Source organism: Pseudophaeobacter sp. (assembly GCF_048267565.1).
GTDB lineage: Bacteria > Pseudomonadota > Alphaproteobacteria > Rhodobacterales > Rhodobacteraceae > Pseudophaeobacter > Pseudophaeobacter profundi.
The window spans coordinates 1,327,752-1,346,001 of the sequence record NZ_JBLWXG010000001.1; the positions used below are offsets into that span (position 1 = coordinate 1,327,752).

Here is an 18,250-nt window from a genome sequence, read left to right on the forward strand (position 1 = left end):
CACTCTGCAAGAGGCCTCACCAATGCACGTCGTTTTTCGTGAAAGCCACGGGTTGGATCAAACCGACACGCCACAGGATCTGGGGCAATCGCCCGCAGATTTGGTGGTGCTGTCCTTTTCCGACAGCGACCTTGGGGCCTTTGCGGCAGGCTGGCATCGCGCCGATGGCAAACTACCCAGCCTGCGGCTGGCCAATCTGGTGGCGCTGAAACACCCGCTGTCGGTCGACACCTATGCCGAACAGACACTCGCCGGGGCCAAGGGGGTGCTGGTGCGGCTGATTGGCGGCGAAAGCTATTGGCCCTATGGGCTGGCCACCCTGCAGGATCTGGCCCGCCGCCGCGGCATCGCCCTGGCAATCCTGCCTGCCGATGGCCGTGAAGATCCTCGGCTGGACGATCTGTCGACCCTGCCAGCCTCGACCCTGCGGCGGCTGCAGGCGCTTTGTGATGCGGGCGGCGCGGTAGCGGCGCAGGCGGCGCTGGCGCAGCTCTCGCTGGCGGCGGGACTATATGCCGGGCCAGTTCTGGGGTTGAAATCCACCCCGCAGCACGGCTTCTATGATCCTGATCTGGGGGTGATTTCGCCCCCCGATATGCAGAATAAACCTTTGGTTCTGATCAGTTTCTACCGCTCTTACCTGACTGCCGCCGATACCGCCCCGGTGGATGCCTTGATTGCTGAACTGCGCGCCCGTGGCTACGCTGCCTACGGCGTGTTTGCCGCCAGCTTGAAATCCACCCAGACCGCCGCCTGGCTGCGCGAGACCCTGCCGGTGCTGAAGCCAGCCGCTATTGTCAACGCCACCGCCTTTTCGGCCCAGGGCAGTGATGGCAGCGCCTCGCCGCTGAATGCCACTGGCTGCCCGGTGTTTCAGGTGGCGCTGTCCACCGCCCGCAAAAAGGATTGGGCCGAAGCGGCGCGCGGGCTCTCGCCTGCGGATCTGGCGATGCATGTCGTTCTGCCCGAAGTAGACGGTCGTATCCTGGCAGGGGTTGTAAGTTTCAAATCCCCCGGCAAGCAGGATCCGGACCTTCAGTATTCCCGCTTTGCCCACCGCCCCGTTGCTGATCGCATCGCGGCGGTTGTCGACCGGGTCGAAGGCTGGCTGCGTCTTGCAGCCCAGCCCAATACGGCCAAGCGCCCGGCGCTGATCCTGTCGACCTATCCCGGCAAGGCCCACAATCTGGCCCATGCGGTGGGGCTGGATGCGCTGGCCTCCTGTGAGGAAATCCTGGCAGGATTGGCCAAGCAGGGCTATGACACCGCGCCGCAGGGGGATCTTGGCCTGCGGCTGGACAGCGCCGCTCTGCGCTTTTCGCTGCAGGAATATACCGCCGCGCTGGCCAGCCTGCCGCAGGTGCTACAACAGGACCTGGCCGCCGCCTGGGGGGCGCCGCAGCAGGATCCCGACTGCAGGGATGGCGCGTTTCACTTCAAGGCGCTGCAGGCGGGCAAGGCGCTGATCGCCCTGCAACCGGAACGTGGCGAGGTACAGACCCGCGTTGACGACTACCATGATCTGGAACGCACGCCGCGCCATGCCTATGTCGCCTTTTATCTCTGGCTGCGCCAGCACAGCGATGCGCTGGTCCATATCGGTGCCCATGGCACCCTCGAATGGCTGCCCGGCAAATCCGTTGCACTCTCGGCGGCCTGCTGGCCCGAAGCGCTGACCGGCGCGCTGCCCGTTGTCTATCCCTTTATCGTCAACGACCCCGGCGAGGCCGCCCAGGCCAAGCGTCGCATTGGTGCCGTAACCCTGGGCCATGTGCCGCCGCCCCTGGCCCAGACCACCCTGCCCGAGGGCATGGCGCGGCTGGAAAACCTGCTGGATGAATATTCCACCGCCGATGGGCTGGACCCGGCACGGCGCGACCGTCTGCTGGAGGATATCCGCGCTGAGGCCCAGGGCACTGGCGTCGAGGCAGATCTCGGCCTCACCCCTGACACCTCTGCGGCAGAGGCCATCACCCGGATCGATGCCTTTGTCTGCGACATCAAGGAAAGCCAGTATGGCGAGGGGCTGCACATCTTTGGCACCGGCGATTGCGGCGCGGCGGAACATGCCGGGCTGATCGCTGCGCTGAATGGGCAGTTGGTGCCTCCCGGCCCGTCTGGCTCTCCGTTTCGCGGCCGTTCAGACGTACTGCCCACCGGGCGCAACCTCTTTACAACCGACCCGCGCGCGGTGCCGTCACGGGCGGCGCAGGTGCAGGGGGTCAAACTGGCGGAAGAGTTGCTGCGCCGCCACCTGCAGGACCAGGGCGACTGGCCACAGGGGCTGGTGATTGATCTCTGGGGCTCTGCCACCATGCGCACCGCCGGCGAGGAATTTGCCATGGCGCTGCATCTGGCCGGGCTGGCCCCCAAATGGGATAAGGATTCGGAACGGGTCTCCGGCTTTGAAGTCCTGCCCCTCTCCATGTTGGGACGCCCTCGCATTGATGTCACCCTGCGGGTCTCCGGCCTGTTCCGCGATATCTTTCCCGGCCTGGCCCAGATGTTCGAAGCCGCCGCCGGGGCGCTGGCGGGGCGCGACGAAGACCCCTCCGACAATCCTTACCTGGCACAGGGCCCACGGGTTTTTGGCCCCAAACCCGGCCTCTACGGCCTGTCCATGGGGCCACATATCGACAGCTACAGCGACGATGCACGCGCAGCGGCGGGCGAGGCCTGGATCACCGCCTCGTCACATGCCATTGATGCCCAGGGCGATATATCAGAGGCCCGCAGCGCCCTGGAGGCCCGCCTGAAGGGTGCCGACAGCTTTGTTCACCTGCAGGATCTGCCCGAAACGGACCTGTTGATTGCCGAAGACTACGCCGCCCATGAGGCAGGCTTTGCCGCTGCCATGGCCCGCATCGGCGCCCCAGCACCTGCGCTTTACCATCTGGATGCCACCCGGCCGGACCGTCCGCAGGCCCGTTCGCTGGGCGAAGAGATTGCCCGCGTCACCCGAGCCCGCGCCAGCAATCCCGACTGGGCCAGCGCGATGATGCAACACGGTTTTCGTGGTGGGGCAGAGATTGCGGCCACGCTGGATCATATGGCGGCCTTTGCCCATCTGGCCCAGGTGGTGCCGCCGCATCTGTTTGATCTCTACTTCGAGGCCACCCTGGGGCGCGAAGATCTTGTCGCCTTTCTCGAACAGGAAAATCCCAAAGCCCTGGCGGCAATGCGCGACCGCTTTCGCGCCCTGGCAGCGGCTGATCTGTGGACCACCCGGCGCAATTCCATCATGGCCCTGCTGGAGGACACCGCGTGACCAAAGCTCCTGGCCCTGCTGACGCTTCTGACCCAAAGGTCTATGGCTGGTGCCCGGGCGCCCTGCGTCCAATGATGTCGGGCGACGGGCTGGTCCTGCGCATCCGGGCACCGCAGGGGCGGCTCAGCCAGGATCAAGCGCGCGCCATTGCCAGCCTGTCTGAACGCTTTGGCAATGGTCTTATCGACCTCTCGGCGCGGGCCAACCTGCAACTGCGCGGCATCACTGCCGACAGCTATCCTGCCTTGATTGCCGCCCTGCAGGACCTCGGTCTGGTGGATCATGACAGCGCCGCCGAGGCCCGCCGCAACGTGATATTGACCCCCCTGTGGCAGCCCGAGGACATCAGTCACCGTATCGCCACCCAGCTTGAACAGGCGCTCCGCGATGCCCAGGATCTCTCGCTGCCCGGAAAATTCGGCTTCGTGGTCGATGCGGGAGAGAGCCCCCGGCTACGCGACTGCGCCGGCGATATTCGCATTGAGGCAAGCGGTGCCGAGCTTTTGCTTCTGGCTGATGGCGCAGACTATGGCAAAGTGGTTTCCGCCAAGACCGCCGCCAAGGCAGCACTCGATCTGGCGCGATGGTTCTTGCAACAGGGCGGCGCGCCCGAGGGGCGTGGCAGAATGCAGCCGCTCATAGCGCGCCGCGGGCCACCCACGTCACATATCACGCCCCGTCGCACCAGCACCCCGTCGCCAATGATCGGACATTGCGCCATTGGCCAATTGGTCGGGCTTGAGTTCGGCCAAATCACCGCTCAAGCCCTCGCGACCCTGGCAGAGCAAGGCGCCCTGCGCCTGACCCCTTGGCGCATGCTGCTGGTAGAAGGCGCGCGCGACCTGACCGCCCGCCACCTGCCCGGCCTGATCCTTGACGCCCGCGATCCGCGCCTGCGAGTGAGCGCCTGCACCGGCGCGCCCGGTTGCCTGCAGGCGCTTTCGGCCACCCGCGATCTGGCCCGCGATCTGGCCCGCTTCGTACCAGAAGGGCAGCTGCTGCATGTCTCGGGCTGTGCCAAGGGCTGTGCCCATCCCGGCCCGGCGCCACTGGTATTGACCGCAACCGCCCCCGACACATTTGCTCTGATCCACCATGGCAAGGCCGGGGATCAACCGTTAAGAGTCTCCCTAAGGGCCGACGCCTTGCGCGCCGCGCCACAAATCCTGACAGAGGGCAGCTGACATGCTCCACACCTATGAAACCAACGGCGCCGCCATCTATGCCGAGAGCTTTGCCACCATCCGCGCCGAGGCAGATCTGGCCCGGTTCAACAAGGATGAGGAAAGCGTCACCGTTCGCATGATCCATGCCGCCGGTATGATTGGCCTGGAAGAACATGTGCGTTTTTCCCCTGGGATGGCACAAACCGCCCGCGCCGCGCTGGCTGGTGGTGCGCCGATCCTCTGTGATGCCTATATGGTCAGCGAGGGCATCACCCGCCCCCGACTTGCCGCCAATAACCCGGTTATCTGCACCCTGCGCGATGAACGTGTGCCCCAGATGGCCAAAGAGATGGGCAATACCCGCTCAGCCGCGGCGTTGGAGCTGTGGCGCCCACATCTTGACGGCGCCGTCGTCGCCATCGGCAATGCCCCCACCGCCCTGTTTCACCTGCTCAACATGCTGAAGGATCCCACCTGCCCGCGCCCCGCCGCCATCATCGGCTGCCCGGTTGGCTTTGTCGGCGCTATGGAATCAAAAGACGCCCTGATGCAGGACCTTCCGGTGCCCTCGATGATCGTAAAGGGCCGCCTGGGCGGCTCTGCCATCACCGTGGCGGCGGTCAATGCGCTTGCCAGCTGGAAAGAGTGACCATGCCAACAGTAACACCGGGTAAAGTGATCTGCGCCGGGCTCGGCCCTGGCGACCCCGACCTGATGAGCGTCAAATCCTGGCGAGCCATCCAGGGGGCCAAACATGTGGCCTATTTCCGCAAGGAAGGCCGCAAAGGTCAGGCCCGCGCCCTGGTCGAAGGTCTTTTGCCCGCCGGGGTGATCGAACACGCGATGGAATATCCGGTCACCACCGAGATCCATTTCTCTGACCCCGAATACAATCGCATCCTTGCTGCCTTCTATGATCAATGGGCCGAAACTCTGGCCGGTATTGCAAAGAACGACGGCGATGATGTGGTGGTGCTCTGCGAAGGGGATCCCTTCTTTTACGGCTCTTACATGCATCTTTATACCCGGTTGCAGGGTCGTATCGCGCAAGAGATCATTCCCGGCATCACCGGCATGTCCGGCTGCTGGACAGCCACCGGCCATCCCATCACCTGGGGCGATGATGTGCTGACCGTGGCAATGGCCACGCTCAGCGAGGATGAACTCACCCGCCGCATTGCGGAAACCGACGCGCTGGTGGTGATGAAGATTGGCCGCAACCTGCCCAAGCTGCGTCGCGCTCTGGAGCGCGCCAATAAACTGCAGGATGCCTGGCTGGTGGAACGCGGCACCATGCCAAGCCAAAGCCTGAAAAAACTCTCCGAGCTCACCGGCGATGTGCCTTATTTTTCGATCGTTCTGGTGCATGGACAGGGGCGCAGACCATGACAGATGCAGCAACAAAAGGCTGGGTAAAGATCCTCGGCCTTGGCCCCGGCGACGAGACCATGGTGACAGCCCAGGTCCAGCAGGTGATCGCCGAGGCCACCGATGTGGTGGGCTATATCCCCTATGTGAAACGTATTCCCGAGCGCCCTGGCCTGACCCTACATGCCACAGATAACCGGGTCGAGGTGGAGCGCGCGACCCATGCACTGGAAATGGCAGCCGAGGGCAAGCGTGTCGCGGTTGTTTCCTCTGGCGATCCCGGCGTTTTTGCCATGGCCTCGGCCCTGTTCGAAGCGCTGGAGCTGGCCAATCGCCCTGACTGGCTGGATCTCGATATTCAGGTGCTGCCGGGCATCACCGCGATGCTGGCGGCCTCGGCCCGGATCGGCGCACCGATGGGGCATGACTTTGCCGCCATCAACCTCAGCGACAATCTGAAACCCTGGGGCCTGATCGAAAAGCGCCTGCGCCTTGCCGGCGAAGCGGGCTTTGCCATGGGGTTTTACAATCCGCGCTCCAAATCACGGCCACATCAGTTTGGCCGGGCACTAGAGATCCTGCGCGAGGCCTGCGGTGGCGAGACGTTGATTTCCTTTGCCCGCGATGTGTCCAAACCGACAGAGGAAATCACCACCGTCACCCTGAACGAGGCGCGGCCAGAAATGGCGGATATGCGCACCGTGGTCATCGTCGGCAACAAGGACACCCGCCGTGTCGGCCCGCATGTCTACACGCCGCGCTACGCATCAGACACATGAGACAGCCAGGCCAAAACCTCTGCCAGAGAGCCCAGCACGCGCCGGGCTGGCAGCCTGGGTCTGTCGATCATAATGATCGGCAGACCCAGCGCACGCGCAGCAGTAAGTTTGGCCACTGCGCCGGTGCCACCTGCGTTCTTGGCCACGATATGAGAGATGCGGTGACGCCTCAGCAGCGCCAGATCGCCCGCCGGATCAAACGGCCCACGCGCCAATTCCACCGTGCAGTCAGGCAGCTGCAGATCCCCCGCCGGTGCATCGACCAGCCGCAGCAGATAGTGATGCTGCGGCTTTGCCGCGAAGGGGGCCAAATTCTGCTTGCCAATGGCCAGAAACACCCGCGCGGCCTGTTGGGGCAAAGCGGCAACTGCGCCAGCCATATCTGGCACATGACACCATGTATCGCCAGCCTCGGCCTGCCAGGGCGGGCGTTCAAACGTGCAGATCGCAACCCCCGCCTCGGCGCAGGCCTGCAGTGCATTGCGGCTCATCTGGGCAGCAAAGGGATGGGTGGCATCCACCACATGGCTGATGTCATTTTCCCGAAGATAGGCCCGCAAGCCGACAATACCGCCAAAGCCCCCCAGCCGCATCGGCAAGGGCTGCGGCACCGGCTTGGCGGTGCGCCCGGCATAGGAAAACACCGCATCGGCGCCGCTGTCGGCCAGGGCGCGCGCCAGCGTAGAGGCCTCGGTCGTGCCGCCCAGAACAAGGGTGCGTGTCATGTCTGATCCTGTCTTGCAAACCGCAGGCCAGCCCTGGCTCACGGTGATTGGTCTGGGCGAAGATGGACTGGTCGGCCTGTCAGAGGCAAGCCGCAAAGCGCTGGCGGATGCGGAAACCATCTTTGGCGGGCCACGTCATCTTGATCTGGTGCAGGCTGGGGTCAAGGGGCAGCCCTGGCCGGTGCCCTTTTCCATCCAGCCCGTTCTGGCGCAACGGGGACGCCCGGTGGTGGTGCTTGCCTCGGGTGATCCCTTCTGGCACGGCGCCGGAGGATCCTTGATGGGCGACCTTGATCCTCACGAATGGGTTTCTCATCCGGTGCCCTCCTGCTTTGCGCTCGCCGCCAACCGGCTGGGCTGGAAACTGGAAGAGGTGCTTTGCCTCGGGCTGCATGCAGCGCCTTTTGCACAACTATTGCCGCTGCTGGGCCGGGGCACCCGCGCAATTTGCACCCTGCGCGACGGCGCGGCCCCGGCTGAACTGGCCCGCTGGCTGGTTGAGAACGGCCAGGATGCGGCGCGGATACATGTGATGGAACGGCTGGGAGGCCCCCGGGAACGCCTGTTTCAGGCCACCGCCAAGGAATGGGATCTGCCGCCAGGGGGGGCTCCGGTCCTCGTCGCCATCGAGGCAACTCAGCCCGGGCTGCCGCAGGCTTCGGGGCTGGCCGATGCGCATTTCGCCAGCGATGGCCAGATCACCAAACGCCCCATTCGCGCCCTGACCCTTTCGGCGCTGGCGCCACGCAGAGGCGAACTGCTGTGGGATATTGGCGGCGGCTCTGGCTCTGTCTCGGTGGAATGGTGTCTGGCCGCTGCCGGAGCCCGCGCCATCAGCTTTGAACCCCGTACCGAGCGGCTGGAAAACATCCGCGCCAATGCCGCGCGTTTTGGCCTGAGCCACCGCATGGTGGCAGTCCAGGGCAAAGCCCCCGAAGTGCTGACGGGACATGCGCTGCCCGACTGCGTCTTTATCGGCGGCGGTGGCTCGCAGGCGCTGCTGGATCATCTGTGGCAGATCCTGCCACCCGGCACCCGACTGGTGGCCAATGGCGTCACGCTGGAGACCGAAACCCTGCTGATGCAGGCCCATGCACAATGGGGCGGCCATCTGCTGAAGGCTGAAATTGCCGAGGCCGGCCCCCTAGGGTCCATGCGTGACTGGCAGCGCGCCCGCCCGGTCATCCAGTGGAGCGTCACCCGATGAAGATCGCTGGATTTGGATTTCGCAGCACCGCAACATTGGCCGATCTGCGCGCCGCCCTGGCCCTGACAGGGGCGCGCCCCGATGCCCTGGCCAGCCTGGCGGCAAAGGCGGCGCAGCCTGCGCTGATAGAGCTAGCCCGGGAACTGGCGCTGCCGCTGATTGCCCTGTGCGAAGAAGACATCGCCGGCGAACAGACCCTCACCTGTTCACCCCGCATAAAATCCCGATTTGGCACCGGCTCGGTTGCCGAGGCCTGCGCCCTGGTGGCCGCCCGCCAAGGCGCAGGCCTGGCCCGGTCCCGCCTGATCGCCCCCCGAGTTATCACCGCGGATGGTATCGCCACCGCGGCAATTGCAGAAAGAGTTGAGCCATGACCGTTCACTTCATCGGCGCCGGTCCCGGCGCCGCCGATCTTATCACCCTGCGCGGGCGCGACCTGATCGCCGCCTGCCCGGTCTGTCTCTATGCGGGATCGCTGGTGCCCGAGGCCCTGCTGCAGCACTGCCCCAAAGGGGCCAAGGTGATCAACACCGCCGCCCTGTCACTGGATGAGATCATCGCCCATATTCAGGCCGCCGATGCCGCCGGGCAGGATGTCGCGCGGCTGCATTCGGGCGATCTGTCGGTCTGGTCGGCCCTTGGCGAACAGCTGCGCCGCTTGCGCGCGCTGGACATCGCCTATGACATCACGCCCGGCGTGCCGGCCTTCGCCGCCGCCGCCGCCACCCTGGGTGCAGAACTTACCCTGCCCGGCGTGGCGCAATCGTTGGTGCTGACGCGCACATCCGGCAAGGCATCGGCCATGCCCGAAGGCGAAACGCTGGAAAACTTTGCCCGCACCGGTGCGACCCTGGCCATTCACCTCTCGGTGCATGTGCTGGAGGATGTGATCGCCCGGCTCACCCCCAGTTATGGCGCCGAGTGCCCGGTTGCCGTGGTCTGGCGCGCCAGCTGGCCCGACCAAAAGGTGGTCAAGGCGACGCTTGGCACCCTGGAAGAGGCGACGGGTGGGATGCGTGGACGCACCGCGCTGATCCTGGTCGGACCGGCGCTTGGCAACGAAGGCTTTGACGAAAGCTGCCTTTACGCGCAGGATTACGACCGCCGCTACCGGCCACAAAGCGCCGACAGCCAATGGGCCAACTGGAGCGAAGGTGATGACTGATTTCCCCAAAGGTTTGATGATCTCCGCCCCGGCCTCTGGCACCGGCAAGACCACGGTGATGCTGGGCCTGCTGCGGGCCCTGGCCGAAGACGGCCTGGCGGTTCAGCCCTTCAAAAGCGGCCCCGACTACATCGACCCGGCCTTTCACTTTGCCGCCGCCAAACGCCCCAGTTTTAACCTGGATACCTGGGCGATGGACGCGCCGCTGCTGGATGCGGTTGCCGGACAGGCAACAGGGGCTGAAATCTGCATCGGCGAAGGCTCGATGGGGCTGTTTGACGGGGTTGCCACCCGTGGGCAGACCGGCTTTGGCTCTTCTGCCGAAACCGCCAAGCGTATGGGCTGGCCGGTGGTGCTGGTGATTGACGTGGGCGGCCAGGCGCAGTCCGCTGCCGCCACCGCTTTGGGGTTTAAATCCTACGACCCCGAGGTGCCCTTTGCGGGCGTAATCCTGAACCGGGTTGCCAGCCCCCGCCACGAACGCCTGACCCGGCTGGGGATGGAGCGCGCAGGCGTCAAGGTTCTGGGCGCGCTGCCCCGGCGCGGCGATCTCGCCTTGCCCGAACGCCACCTGGGCCTGATTCAGGCGGTGGAACATCCCGATCTGGAAGCCGCCATCGCAGGCTATGCCACTTTCCTGCGCGAACATGTGGATCTTGAGGCGCTCAAATCGGCAGCCATGGGCGCGGCCGCCCCAGCCCCCAACAGGCTGCCAAAGCCCCCGGCGCAGCGCATCGCGCTGGCACGGGATGCGGCCTTTTCCTTTACCTATCCGCATCTTTTGACCGGCTGGCGCGCCGCTGGCGCTGAAATCCTGCCGTTTTCCCCCCTCGCGGATGAGGCCCCGGCCCAAGACGCCGATCTGGTCTGGTTGCCCGGCGGTTACCCGGAACTGCACGGCGGCACCCTGGCCGCCGCCGAGACCTTCCGTGCGGGCCTGCGCAAGCACGCCGAGACCAAGCCAGTGCATGGCGAATGTGGGGGCTACATGGCCCTTGGCAACGCGCTGATCGACAAGGAAGGCAATCGCCATCAGATGGCCGGTCTGCTGGGGCTGGTCACCTCCTATGAAAAACGCAAATTCCATTTGGGCTATCGCCGCGCCGAGCTGCAGGCGCCGATGCCGGGCTTTGCAACAGGTGCAGCCCTGCGCGGGCATGAGTTCCACTATTCCACCATTCTGGATGAACCCGACGCCCCACTGGCCCATGTCATGGACGCCGATGGCAATCCGGTGCCGGAGACCGGCTCCATCAAGGGCCATGTCACCGGCACCTTTTTCCATCTGATCACCGGAGAAGGCGCATGAGCGGCTTTGTCAGCTTTGTCTCTTCCGGGCCGGGCGATCCCGACCTGTTGACGGTGAAGGCGGTCAAGAGACTGGAAGCTGCCGATGCGGTGCTGTTTGATGATCTGTCTGCCGGGCCGATCCTTACCCATGCCCGCGCCGAGGCCGATCTGGTGGGTGTTGGCAAACGCGCCGGACGCCCCTCGCCCAAACAGGACCACGTAAGCCAGCTCTTGGTGGACTACGCCCTAAGCGGACAGAATGTGGTGCGGCTGAAATCCGGCGACAGTGGCGTTTTTGGTCGCCTGGAAGAAGAAATCACTGCGCTACGGGCCGCCGGTATCGCGTTTGAGATCGTGCCTGGTGTAACGGCCGCTTCGGCGGCGGCGGCGGCGGCCAATATCCCGCTGACCCGGCGGCTGACGGCGCGCCGTATGCAGTTCATCACCGGTCACGACGTCACCGGTGGCCTGCCAGATAGCCTCAACATGGCGGCACTGGCCGACCCTGATGCCACCACGGTTGTCTATATGGGCAAACGCACCTTTGCCGCCCTGGCGGAAAAGCTGGTCGAAGCCGGTTTGCCACCTGAAACCCATGCGCTGGTGGCATTGGGGGTATCCACACCCGAACAGGAACTCAGCTGCCATACGGTGGGTGAATTGCCACAGGTTCTGCGTGCGATGGAAACCACTGCGCCGGTTCTCATACTCTACGGCCCGCTGGCCGATACCGATCTGACCCCGAGAGGCTGAGCCGGTGCCGCAGCCGACCCTGACCCTCTGCCGGAGTTGCCGGAGCGCCGATCTGGCCCTGCCCCTTCGCCTGACAGAGGCCTTGAAACAGGCCGGGATCGCGGCGCGGGTGCAGGAGGTGGACTGCATGTCCGGCTGCACACGCCCGCAGACCCTTGCGGTACGGCAAAGCGGCAAGACGGCCTATCTCTTTGGCGAGATCACCGCAGCGGACCTGCCAGATATCGTCGTCTTTTTGCGGCTCTTTGACGAAAGCGCAGATGGCACCCTGGCAGATGCCCGCCCTCTGGGAGCGCTGCGGATGAAGGCCATCGCGCGAATCCCGGCGGATCTGGACTAGATCCTGCAACAGGGGCAAAATCACCCTGCCCGCCGAAAAGTCGCATCTTTGCCCATGCAGGACGGTTTCCAACTTGACCGGGCGGTGTGACAAAGGGCACAACAAATGAACATGGTGTCCAACGGTGCAAAGCATCAGGGCTGAAACGGGAATGAGGAATGGCGGACCAAATCGCGGCGCCACACCCTCAACCGCCCCCGCGACTGTGAGCAGAGAGCGGTTTTTCATATCCACTGGGGCCAATCTGGCCACCGGGAAGGGGAAAAACCGCTGTGACCTGCGAGTCAGGAGACCGGCCATGTATTGGAATGCAACTTTTGTCGTCGGGTGTGACGACGTGGAGAATAATGATGACAACAAAGACACTGAACAAATCCGCTGCAGGCGTTGGTTTTGCACCCGCTCTGTTTGCCGTGATCCTCGGCCTGGGTATTGTCACCCTGACCGGTCACGTACAGGCCTCTGCCCTGCATGACGCGGCCCATGACGTCCGTCACGCAACCGGCTTCCCCTGCCACTAAGCAGATGATGAACCGTATCTTGACCAGCGCGTTGTTCGCTGGTGCTGCAGCAGGGTTGATAACCGCTCTGCTGCAGCTTCTTTTTGTGCAGCCTGTTCTTTTGCATGCCGAGCTTTATGAAAGCGGCGAGCTGGTGCATTTTGGCGGTGCCGCAGTTTCGGCGCATCCGGAGCTGCCCGGCTTTGACGTCATGCGCGACGGGTTGAGCATCATTTTCACCATGTTGACCTACACCGGCTATGCGCTGGTCATGGTTGCCCTGATGTCACTTGCCGAGAGCAAGGGCCATGTTGTCACCGCACGGGCGGGCATTCTCTGGGGGCTGGCAGGTTTTGTCACCTTCCATCTGGCGCCAGCTTTGACCCTGGCACCAGAAGTGCCCGGCGTCGCCGCTGCCGATGTTTTTGACCGCCAGATCTGGTGGACAGCAACCGTGGCTGCTGCTGGCATTGCCATGTGGCTCATCGCCTTTGGCGGCAATCTGGTCTCTTATGCCATTGCCGTGGCGCTGTTGCTGCTGCCGCATCTGATTGGTGCCCCGGAGCCAGACAGCTTTACCGGTCCGGTTCCAACCGAGATCGGCGCGCTGTTTGCCGCACGCGCCCTTGGCGTTGGCATGGCCGCCTGGGTTCTGCTTGGCACCTTCGCCGGTTATTTCTGGCAGTCGGAAGCGCCTCGTACCGCCGCAGCGTAATCGCAACAAGACCTCCGCCGACGCATCGCCACCGGCGGAGGTTTCTGTTTCAAAGGATCAAGAATGTCCCGTTCCCTCGCACTCTTTGCCATTGGGCTTACCTTTGGCTGTGGCATCGGTTTTGTTGTCGCTGCCGGCAATGGCATCACCTTCACCGGTCACGACCACGGCGACCCGGCGCAGCACGGCGGCGCAGAGCACCAGATGGAAAGCCTCGGCCACGCGCATAGCCAGCCGCTGATGATCACAGCGGGCAGTAGCGCGCCGAAAATCGCAGTCAAAGTCCACAAGGACCCGATGTCTGGCTGGAACCTGCAGGTCACGACAGAGAATTTCCTCTTCTCGCCCGAGCACGTCTCTACCGCGGATCGTCCCGGCGAAGGCCATGCCCATGTCTATATCAACGGCAGCAAGCTGACGCGGCTCTATGGCAACTGGCTGCATCTGGGCGATCTGCCCAAGGGCAAGGTCGAAATCACGGTGGCGCTGAACGCCAATAGCCACAGCCCGCTGATGATCGAGACAGATCCGATTGCTGACAGCGTGATCATTGAAAACCCCTGACCCCTTGGTGCCCCGGTTGCAGCCCTGGTCTGCCGCCTGACCTGACGCGAAGTCGATACAAAGCGGCCCGATCCCGCGATGCCGCCGGATCCGGGCTTGATTATGCTGAAACACGGCGCCATAGCGGGCCGTGTTTCTTTTTGGCAGGAGCCCGACAGATGAACAATGACAGTACGGCGGCCATGATCGAGCTTTCGCTCATTGGCATTGGCACCGGCAACCCGCAGCATCTGACCCTGCAAGCAGTCGCCGCGCTCAATGCCTGCGATCTGATCCTGATCCCGCATAAGGGCGCGGGCAAAGACGACCTCGCCGGGCTGCGCCAGCAGATCTGCGCCCAGGTGATCCAGCCCCCCGGCCCGCGCATTGTTGAATTTTCCCTGCCGGTGCGCGACCCCGCGATCCAGGACTACACCGCCCGCGTGGATCACTGGCACGATGCCATTGCCGAGGTCTGGATCAAAACCATCCGCGACCACTGCCCCGGTGGCAAGGTCAGGGTTGGCTTTCTGGTCTGGGGGGATCCGTCGCTATATGACAGCACCATGCGCATCGCCGAGCGCCTGAAGGCCACGCAGGATATCACGCTAAAGGTCATTCCCGGCGTGACCTCGATCCAGGCGCTGACCGCCGCACATGCCATCCCCCTGAACGAGATTGGCGCACCCTTTACGGTGACCACCGGGCGACAGCTGCGCGAAAACGGCTGGCCTGACAGTGCCGATACCCTGGTGATCATGCTGGATGGCGACTGCTCATTCCAGAAGATCGACCCCACTGGCGTTGACATCTGGTGGTCAGCCTATGCTGGCATGGAAAACCAGATCAGCATCTCTGGCAGGTTGCGCGAGGTGGCAGACCAGATCTGCGAAACCCGCGCCAGGGCAAGGGCTGACCACGGCTGGATCATGGATATCTACCTGCTACGCCGCACGCCCTCCGCCGCTTAAAACGCCGGGTTCAAGGCTGCGCCAGGCGCCGCCCTGCCAGCCACAGCGATGACAGTCCCGACAGGATAATCACGCAGAGCCCCAAGAGCGCCACCCCATCGGGCCAGGTGCCAAAGACAACACCGCCCAGCACCGTGGCAGCCAGCAGCTGACTGTAGATCAGTGGCGCCACGATATTGGCAGGGGTTGTTCGGTTGACCAGCACCAAAAGGAAATTCCCCGCCGCCGATCCAAGGGCGCTGATCAAGACCAGCCCGATCTGCGTTGGGCCCAGACTTTGCGGCAGCGCCCCCAGGGTAAAGGGCAGCAGCACAACAGCACCAATAATCAACTGTGATATCAGCAAGAACCGAGGTCGGTACTGCCCTGCAAGGCTGCGTGTCGCCACTAGGTAAGACCCATGGAAACAGCCCGCCAGCACGGCGAACCCCATACCGGCCTGCATGCCGAACCCCGGCTTGACCACCAAAAGCACACCGCCAAAACTGACCAGCAACAGTGCCACCCGGCTTGGATCAGCGCGCTCTTTCAGCACCAGTGCCGACAGCGCAAAGGCCACAATCGGCCCGACAAAGAAACCGCCGAAGACATTGGCAATCGGTTCGGTACGCAGCGCGGTCAAAATGCACAGGATGCCCGTGGCGATCAGCAGACCGCGCAACAGGATACGCCAATCAAGAAACCCGCGCAGCTCTGCCGCTTGCAAGCCGCTAAAGGGGAGAAGCACCACCGCCGCCACGGCAAAACGCGACCAGGCCACGAAAAATGGGCTGGCCCCCGCCATGGTCAGGGCCTTGCCAGCGGCATCACCGGTGACAATCAGGGTCATGGCCAGGACCACCGTCCCCAGAACCCGGAATGGAATATGTGAGGTCATCGGCGCTCTCCGAGAGAGGGGAGGATTGCAGTACCCATCATCCCAGCCAATCCTTACGCAGGATGGCATCGCGCAGAGCCATCAGATCCTGACGCAACTGCGGCAGACCGATGGGTCCGCCAAGGCACACGCGCAGGGCTTCACTGGGGGTTTCGGTGACGGTGAAGGCATCGCTGGGCATAATGCCAATCTGATGATTGGCCATACGACCCATGATTTCTGCCCGGCTGGTGCCTGCGGGCAGATCAATCCACAGGTTAAAGGCCTCGGGTGCGCCGCGCAGGGCGCAGCCGCTCAGACAGCTCTGCGCCAGCGCCTGTCTCTCGGCGGCAGCGCTGCGCACGAAGGCCTGGATCTCGGCGGCGGTACCATCTTCGATCCAGCGCCCCAACAGCGCCAGGCTTAGCGGCGAGGCCATCACATTAATGCTGCGCAGGGCCTGCAAGAACCCGCCCATATCCGCCCGTTGCGGCACCGTAGTATAGGCAAGCCGTAGCCCGGCGCCAAAGCATTTTGAAATCCCCGCCACATGCCAGGCCAGATCAGGCAGAGATTGGGCAAGGGGCGGCGGTGCATCGCGCGCGACAAAGCGGTAGGCATCATCCTCGATCAGCGGCATCTCATGTCGTTTCAACACCTCGGCAATCTCGCGGCGGCGGCCCTCGCTCAGGGTCTGGGTCGTTGGGTTTTGCAAGGTCGGATTGAGGTAAAGCGCCACCGGCCAATGGCTGGTGATCGCCTGCTCCAGCGCCTGCGGGCACATCCCATCCTGGTCAGAAGCAACCCCCACCAGACGCAGATCCAGACGGGCCGCGATGGCACGAATACCAGGATAGGTCAAGGTCTCACAAAGCAGCACCTGCCCCGGCTCGCTCAGCTGCGTCAATATCGCATAAAGGCTGGCGTGGGTCCCCGGTGTGATGGCAAAGCGATCCGGTGCATATTCCAGCCCATTGGCCTGCATCCAGCCCTGGGCAATGTCGCGGTCGGCGGCACTGCCCCGCACCGATTGATAGCGCAGCAGCGGTACAAGATTGGCGGCAATATCGGAGACGCCAGCAGCCATCCGGGCGACCAGCGCCGGATCATTGGGCTCTGGCGGCATATTCATCATCGGATCTTCTTCCAGAACCCGACGCGGATCTGGCAGAGGCAGGGCTTCGTCCGGTTTTGTGGCGACCTCTGGTGCGCGCACAAAGGTGCCACGTCCAACAAAGGTTTCAATGTCCCCCCGGCGCACGGATTCGGCGTACCCTCTTGAAACTGTAGAAAAATCAACACCCAATTCCTGTGCCACTCCGCGCTGTGGCGGCAGGCGGTCGCCCGGATGCAGCACCCCAGCGCGGATATCGGCGCGAATGGCGTCGGCAATCTCCACATAGCGCGGCCGATCAGAACCCGGCAGGGTTGGATGCCATTGTTTCAAAACTCTCTCCCTTGGCAGGCGCTCCCGTGGCGGGCTGTCCAGCGCTCTTTGATGCCGGAGGCACGCACAGGCGGTTGACCCGTTGCAGTCAAATTGATCGGTAATTGATTGCATAATTGATTGCAATCAATTTTCGAACATCCTAGAAACCGTACAACACAGGAGAGCCGCCATGACCACGCCCGCCCAAATCACCCCGACAGAAGCAGCACCACGCCCCTGGAAACCTGCTGTCCTGCGTGGGCTACGGCTGCGCTGCCCCAACTGTGGCGAAGGCAAGATGTTGCACAGCTACCTGAAAGTAAAAGACAGTTGTGGCAACTGCGGTCAACCGCTGCACCACAACCGCGCCGATGACGGCCCAGCCTACCTGACCATTCTGCTGGTGGGCCATCTGCTGGGGTTCGTGCTGCACATCACCTACATCACCTACCGCCCCGATCCGCTGACCCTGGCCTTGATCATGTCTGCGGTGACCATTGGCGCCTCGCTGGCGCTCTTGCCCCGCATGAAGGGACTGGTTATAGCCTATCAATGGGCCAAACGCATGCACGGCTTTTGACGCCAGCCAGCCCTTGAGCCAGAAGCCAGTGACGTTATCCCATGCTGCATGGCCGTATGGGCCGATCCGTCCGGTGGCCGCGTGTATGGTGATAACCTGCGCCCCGCCCCTACGGCAGACACATGTGTTACCGGCCGACCAATCAACGACCACCTCCACCACCTGAAAGCCAGGATCACTCTGGTAAGGCCGCTGCTGCGGATATCAAGCGAGCTAACCACCTGGCAGGCGTGCTTATTGCACCTGCTGGCTGGGGCTTTCCTGCAAAAGCAAAAGCTCCTCCCACTCCTCCACCAACACCCGTTTCAGCGTGTCCATTGGAATGGGTTTATAGAGATTGCGCCCAACCGAAAGATTTCTGGCCCGCGCCATCAATTTGGCCGCCAACATTGGGGCATCTGCGCCCCCGGTCATAAAGCGAAATCGCAGTGGGCGCGAAATATCAGTCAGCCCTTCGATCACTTCGATGCCGTCTTTTTCGGGCATATTGATATCAACCAATACGACAGCGGGATCCTGGTGACCTGAGCCCCAAGTTTCCTCCACCTAGCGGAGAGTCCTTGGGGTTGGTTTGATGGCCCTACGCGGCCAGTTT

Annotated in this window: 20 protein-coding genes and 1 riboswitch; of the genes, 16 read left to right on the forward strand and 4 right to left on the reverse strand. The window is 63.5% G+C overall.

Features of this window, described 5'->3' with window-relative positions:
* The first annotated feature begins 22 nt into the window (after nt 1–22).
* From cobN to cobJ, 5 genes are read left to right on the forward strand one after another with little or no spacing between them, the layout of a single operon-like run.
* A complete protein-coding gene (gene cobN, locus ACN0VH_RS06325) occupies nt 23–3,268 on the forward strand; it encodes a cobaltochelatase subunit CobN (protein ID WP_417699946.1) in 3,246 nt (1,081 codons plus the stop codon).
* A complete protein-coding gene (cobG, locus tag ACN0VH_RS06330) occupies nt 3,265–4,452 on the forward strand; it encodes a precorrin-3B synthase (protein WP_417699948.1) in 1,188 nt (395 codons plus the stop codon). The genes cobN and cobG overlap by 4 nt, the downstream gene beginning before the upstream one ends.
* 1 nt (nt 4,453) lies before the next feature.
* Nucleotides 4,454–5,083 (forward strand): precorrin-8X methylmutase, encoded by a 630-nt coding sequence (locus ACN0VH_RS06335; RefSeq protein ID WP_278921236.1) that lies wholly within the window; start codon nt 4,454–4,456, stop codon nt 5,081–5,083.
* Between the two features lie 2 nt (nt 5,084–5,085).
* A complete protein-coding gene (locus tag ACN0VH_RS06340) occupies nt 5,086–5,823 on the forward strand; it encodes a precorrin-2 C(20)-methyltransferase (RefSeq protein ID WP_417699949.1) in 738 nt (245 codons plus the stop codon).
* Complete coding sequence (gene cobJ, locus ACN0VH_RS06345) at nt 5,820–6,581, forward strand: precorrin-3B C(17)-methyltransferase (protein WP_278921238.1); 762 nt, start codon at nt 5,820–5,822, stop codon at nt 6,579–6,581. Before ACN0VH_RS06340 ends, cobJ begins: the two co-directional genes overlap by 4 nt.
* On the opposite strand, the gene ACN0VH_RS06350 is transcribed toward cobJ, so the two are convergent.
* The gene (locus ACN0VH_RS06350) at nt 6,563–7,306 is read right to left on the reverse strand and encodes a cobalt-precorrin-6A reductase (protein WP_417699950.1); all 744 of its coding nucleotides are present in this window, start codon (nt 7,304–7,306) and stop codon (nt 6,563–6,565) included. The two genes, cobJ and ACN0VH_RS06350, sit on opposite strands and share 19 nt — an antisense overlap.
* Between ACN0VH_RS06350 and cbiE the strand changes: the two genes are divergently transcribed.
* From cbiE to cobF, 10 genes are all read left to right on the forward strand, one after another.
* Complete coding sequence (gene cbiE, locus ACN0VH_RS06355) at nt 7,305–8,513, forward strand: precorrin-6y C5,15-methyltransferase (decarboxylating) subunit CbiE (RefSeq protein WP_278921240.1); 1,209 nt, start codon at nt 7,305–7,307, stop codon at nt 8,511–8,513. The genes ACN0VH_RS06350 and cbiE overlap by 2 nt on opposite strands.
* The gene (locus ACN0VH_RS06360; RefSeq protein WP_417699951.1) at nt 8,510–8,887 is read left to right on the forward strand and encodes a cobalamin biosynthesis protein; all 378 of its coding nucleotides are present in this window, start codon (nt 8,510–8,512) and stop codon (nt 8,885–8,887) included. The genes cbiE and ACN0VH_RS06360 overlap by 4 nt, the downstream gene beginning before the upstream one ends.
* Entirely contained in the window at nt 8,884–9,678 is a 795-nt protein-coding gene (cobM, locus tag ACN0VH_RS06365; protein ID WP_278921242.1) for a precorrin-4 C(11)-methyltransferase, read from the forward strand. The genes ACN0VH_RS06360 and cobM overlap by 4 nt, the downstream gene beginning before the upstream one ends.
* Nucleotides 9,671–10,987: a cobyrinic acid a,c-diamide synthase CobB gene (locus tag ACN0VH_RS06370; protein ID WP_417699952.1), complete on the forward strand. Its 1,317-nt coding sequence runs from the start codon at nt 9,671–9,673 to the stop codon at nt 10,985–10,987. Before cobM ends, ACN0VH_RS06370 begins: the two co-directional genes overlap by 8 nt.
* Nucleotides 10,984–11,721, forward strand: coding sequence for a uroporphyrinogen-III C-methyltransferase (gene cobA, locus ACN0VH_RS06375; RefSeq protein WP_417699953.1), 738 nt, complete (start codon nt 10,984–10,986; stop codon nt 11,719–11,721). The genes ACN0VH_RS06370 and cobA overlap by 4 nt, the downstream gene beginning before the upstream one ends.
* A gap of 4 nt (nt 11,722–11,725) precedes the next feature.
* Nucleotides 11,726–12,061, forward strand: a complete 336-nt coding sequence (locus tag ACN0VH_RS06380) for a DUF1636 family protein (protein ID WP_417699954.1) — start codon at nt 11,726–11,728, stop codon at nt 12,059–12,061.
* Nucleotides 12,062–12,156: 95 nt separating this feature from the next.
* Nucleotides 12,157–12,376: riboswitch (cobalamin riboswitch) on the forward strand.
* Between the two features lie 35 nt (nt 12,377–12,411).
* The gene (locus ACN0VH_RS06385; protein ID WP_278921246.1) at nt 12,412–12,582 is read left to right on the forward strand and encodes a CbtB domain-containing protein; all 171 of its coding nucleotides are present in this window, start codon (nt 12,412–12,414) and stop codon (nt 12,580–12,582) included.
* Between the two features lie 4 nt (nt 12,583–12,586).
* Nucleotides 12,587–13,276, forward strand: a complete 690-nt coding sequence (locus ACN0VH_RS06390) for a CbtA family protein (protein ID WP_278921247.1) — start codon at nt 12,587–12,589, stop codon at nt 13,274–13,276.
* Between the two features lie 63 nt (nt 13,277–13,339).
* Nucleotides 13,340–13,840, forward strand: coding sequence for a hypothetical protein (locus tag ACN0VH_RS06395; RefSeq protein WP_417699955.1), 501 nt, complete (start codon nt 13,340–13,342; stop codon nt 13,838–13,840).
* Nucleotides 13,841–14,022: 182 nt separating this feature from the next.
* Entirely contained in the window at nt 14,023–14,790 is a 768-nt protein-coding gene (cobF, locus tag ACN0VH_RS06400; protein WP_417700008.1) for a precorrin-6A synthase (deacetylating), read from the forward strand.
* A 10-nt stretch (nt 14,791–14,800) separates the two neighbouring features.
* On the opposite strand, the gene ACN0VH_RS06405 is transcribed toward cobF, so the two are convergent.
* Together ACN0VH_RS06405 and ACN0VH_RS06410 are read right to left on the reverse strand one after the other, a co-directional pair.
* Nucleotides 14,801–15,667 carry a DMT family transporter gene (locus tag ACN0VH_RS06405; RefSeq protein WP_417699956.1) on the reverse strand — a complete coding sequence of 289 codons (867 nt, stop codon included), beginning with the start codon at nt 15,665–15,667 and terminating at the stop codon, nt 14,801–14,803.
* A gap of 37 nt (nt 15,668–15,704) precedes the next feature.
* Nucleotides 15,705–17,093, reverse strand: coding sequence for an aminotransferase-like domain-containing protein (locus ACN0VH_RS06410; RefSeq protein WP_417699958.1), 1,389 nt, complete (start codon nt 17,091–17,093; stop codon nt 15,705–15,707).
* A 172-nt stretch (nt 17,094–17,265) separates the two neighbouring features.
* Here ACN0VH_RS06410 and ACN0VH_RS06415 point away from each other — a divergent pair, with 172 nt between their 5' ends.
* Nucleotides 17,266–17,655 carry a DUF983 domain-containing protein gene (locus tag ACN0VH_RS06415; protein WP_417699960.1) on the forward strand — a complete coding sequence of 130 codons (390 nt, stop codon included), beginning with the start codon at nt 17,266–17,268 and terminating at the stop codon, nt 17,653–17,655.
* A gap of 234 nt (nt 17,656–17,889) precedes the next feature.
* Here the strand turns inward: ACN0VH_RS06415 and ACN0VH_RS06420 are convergent, their stop codons facing one another.
* Nucleotides 17,890–18,141, reverse strand: a complete 252-nt coding sequence (locus tag ACN0VH_RS06420) for a response regulator (protein WP_417699962.1) — start codon at nt 18,139–18,141, stop codon at nt 17,890–17,892.
* Between the last annotated feature and the right edge of the window lie 109 nt (nt 18,142–18,250).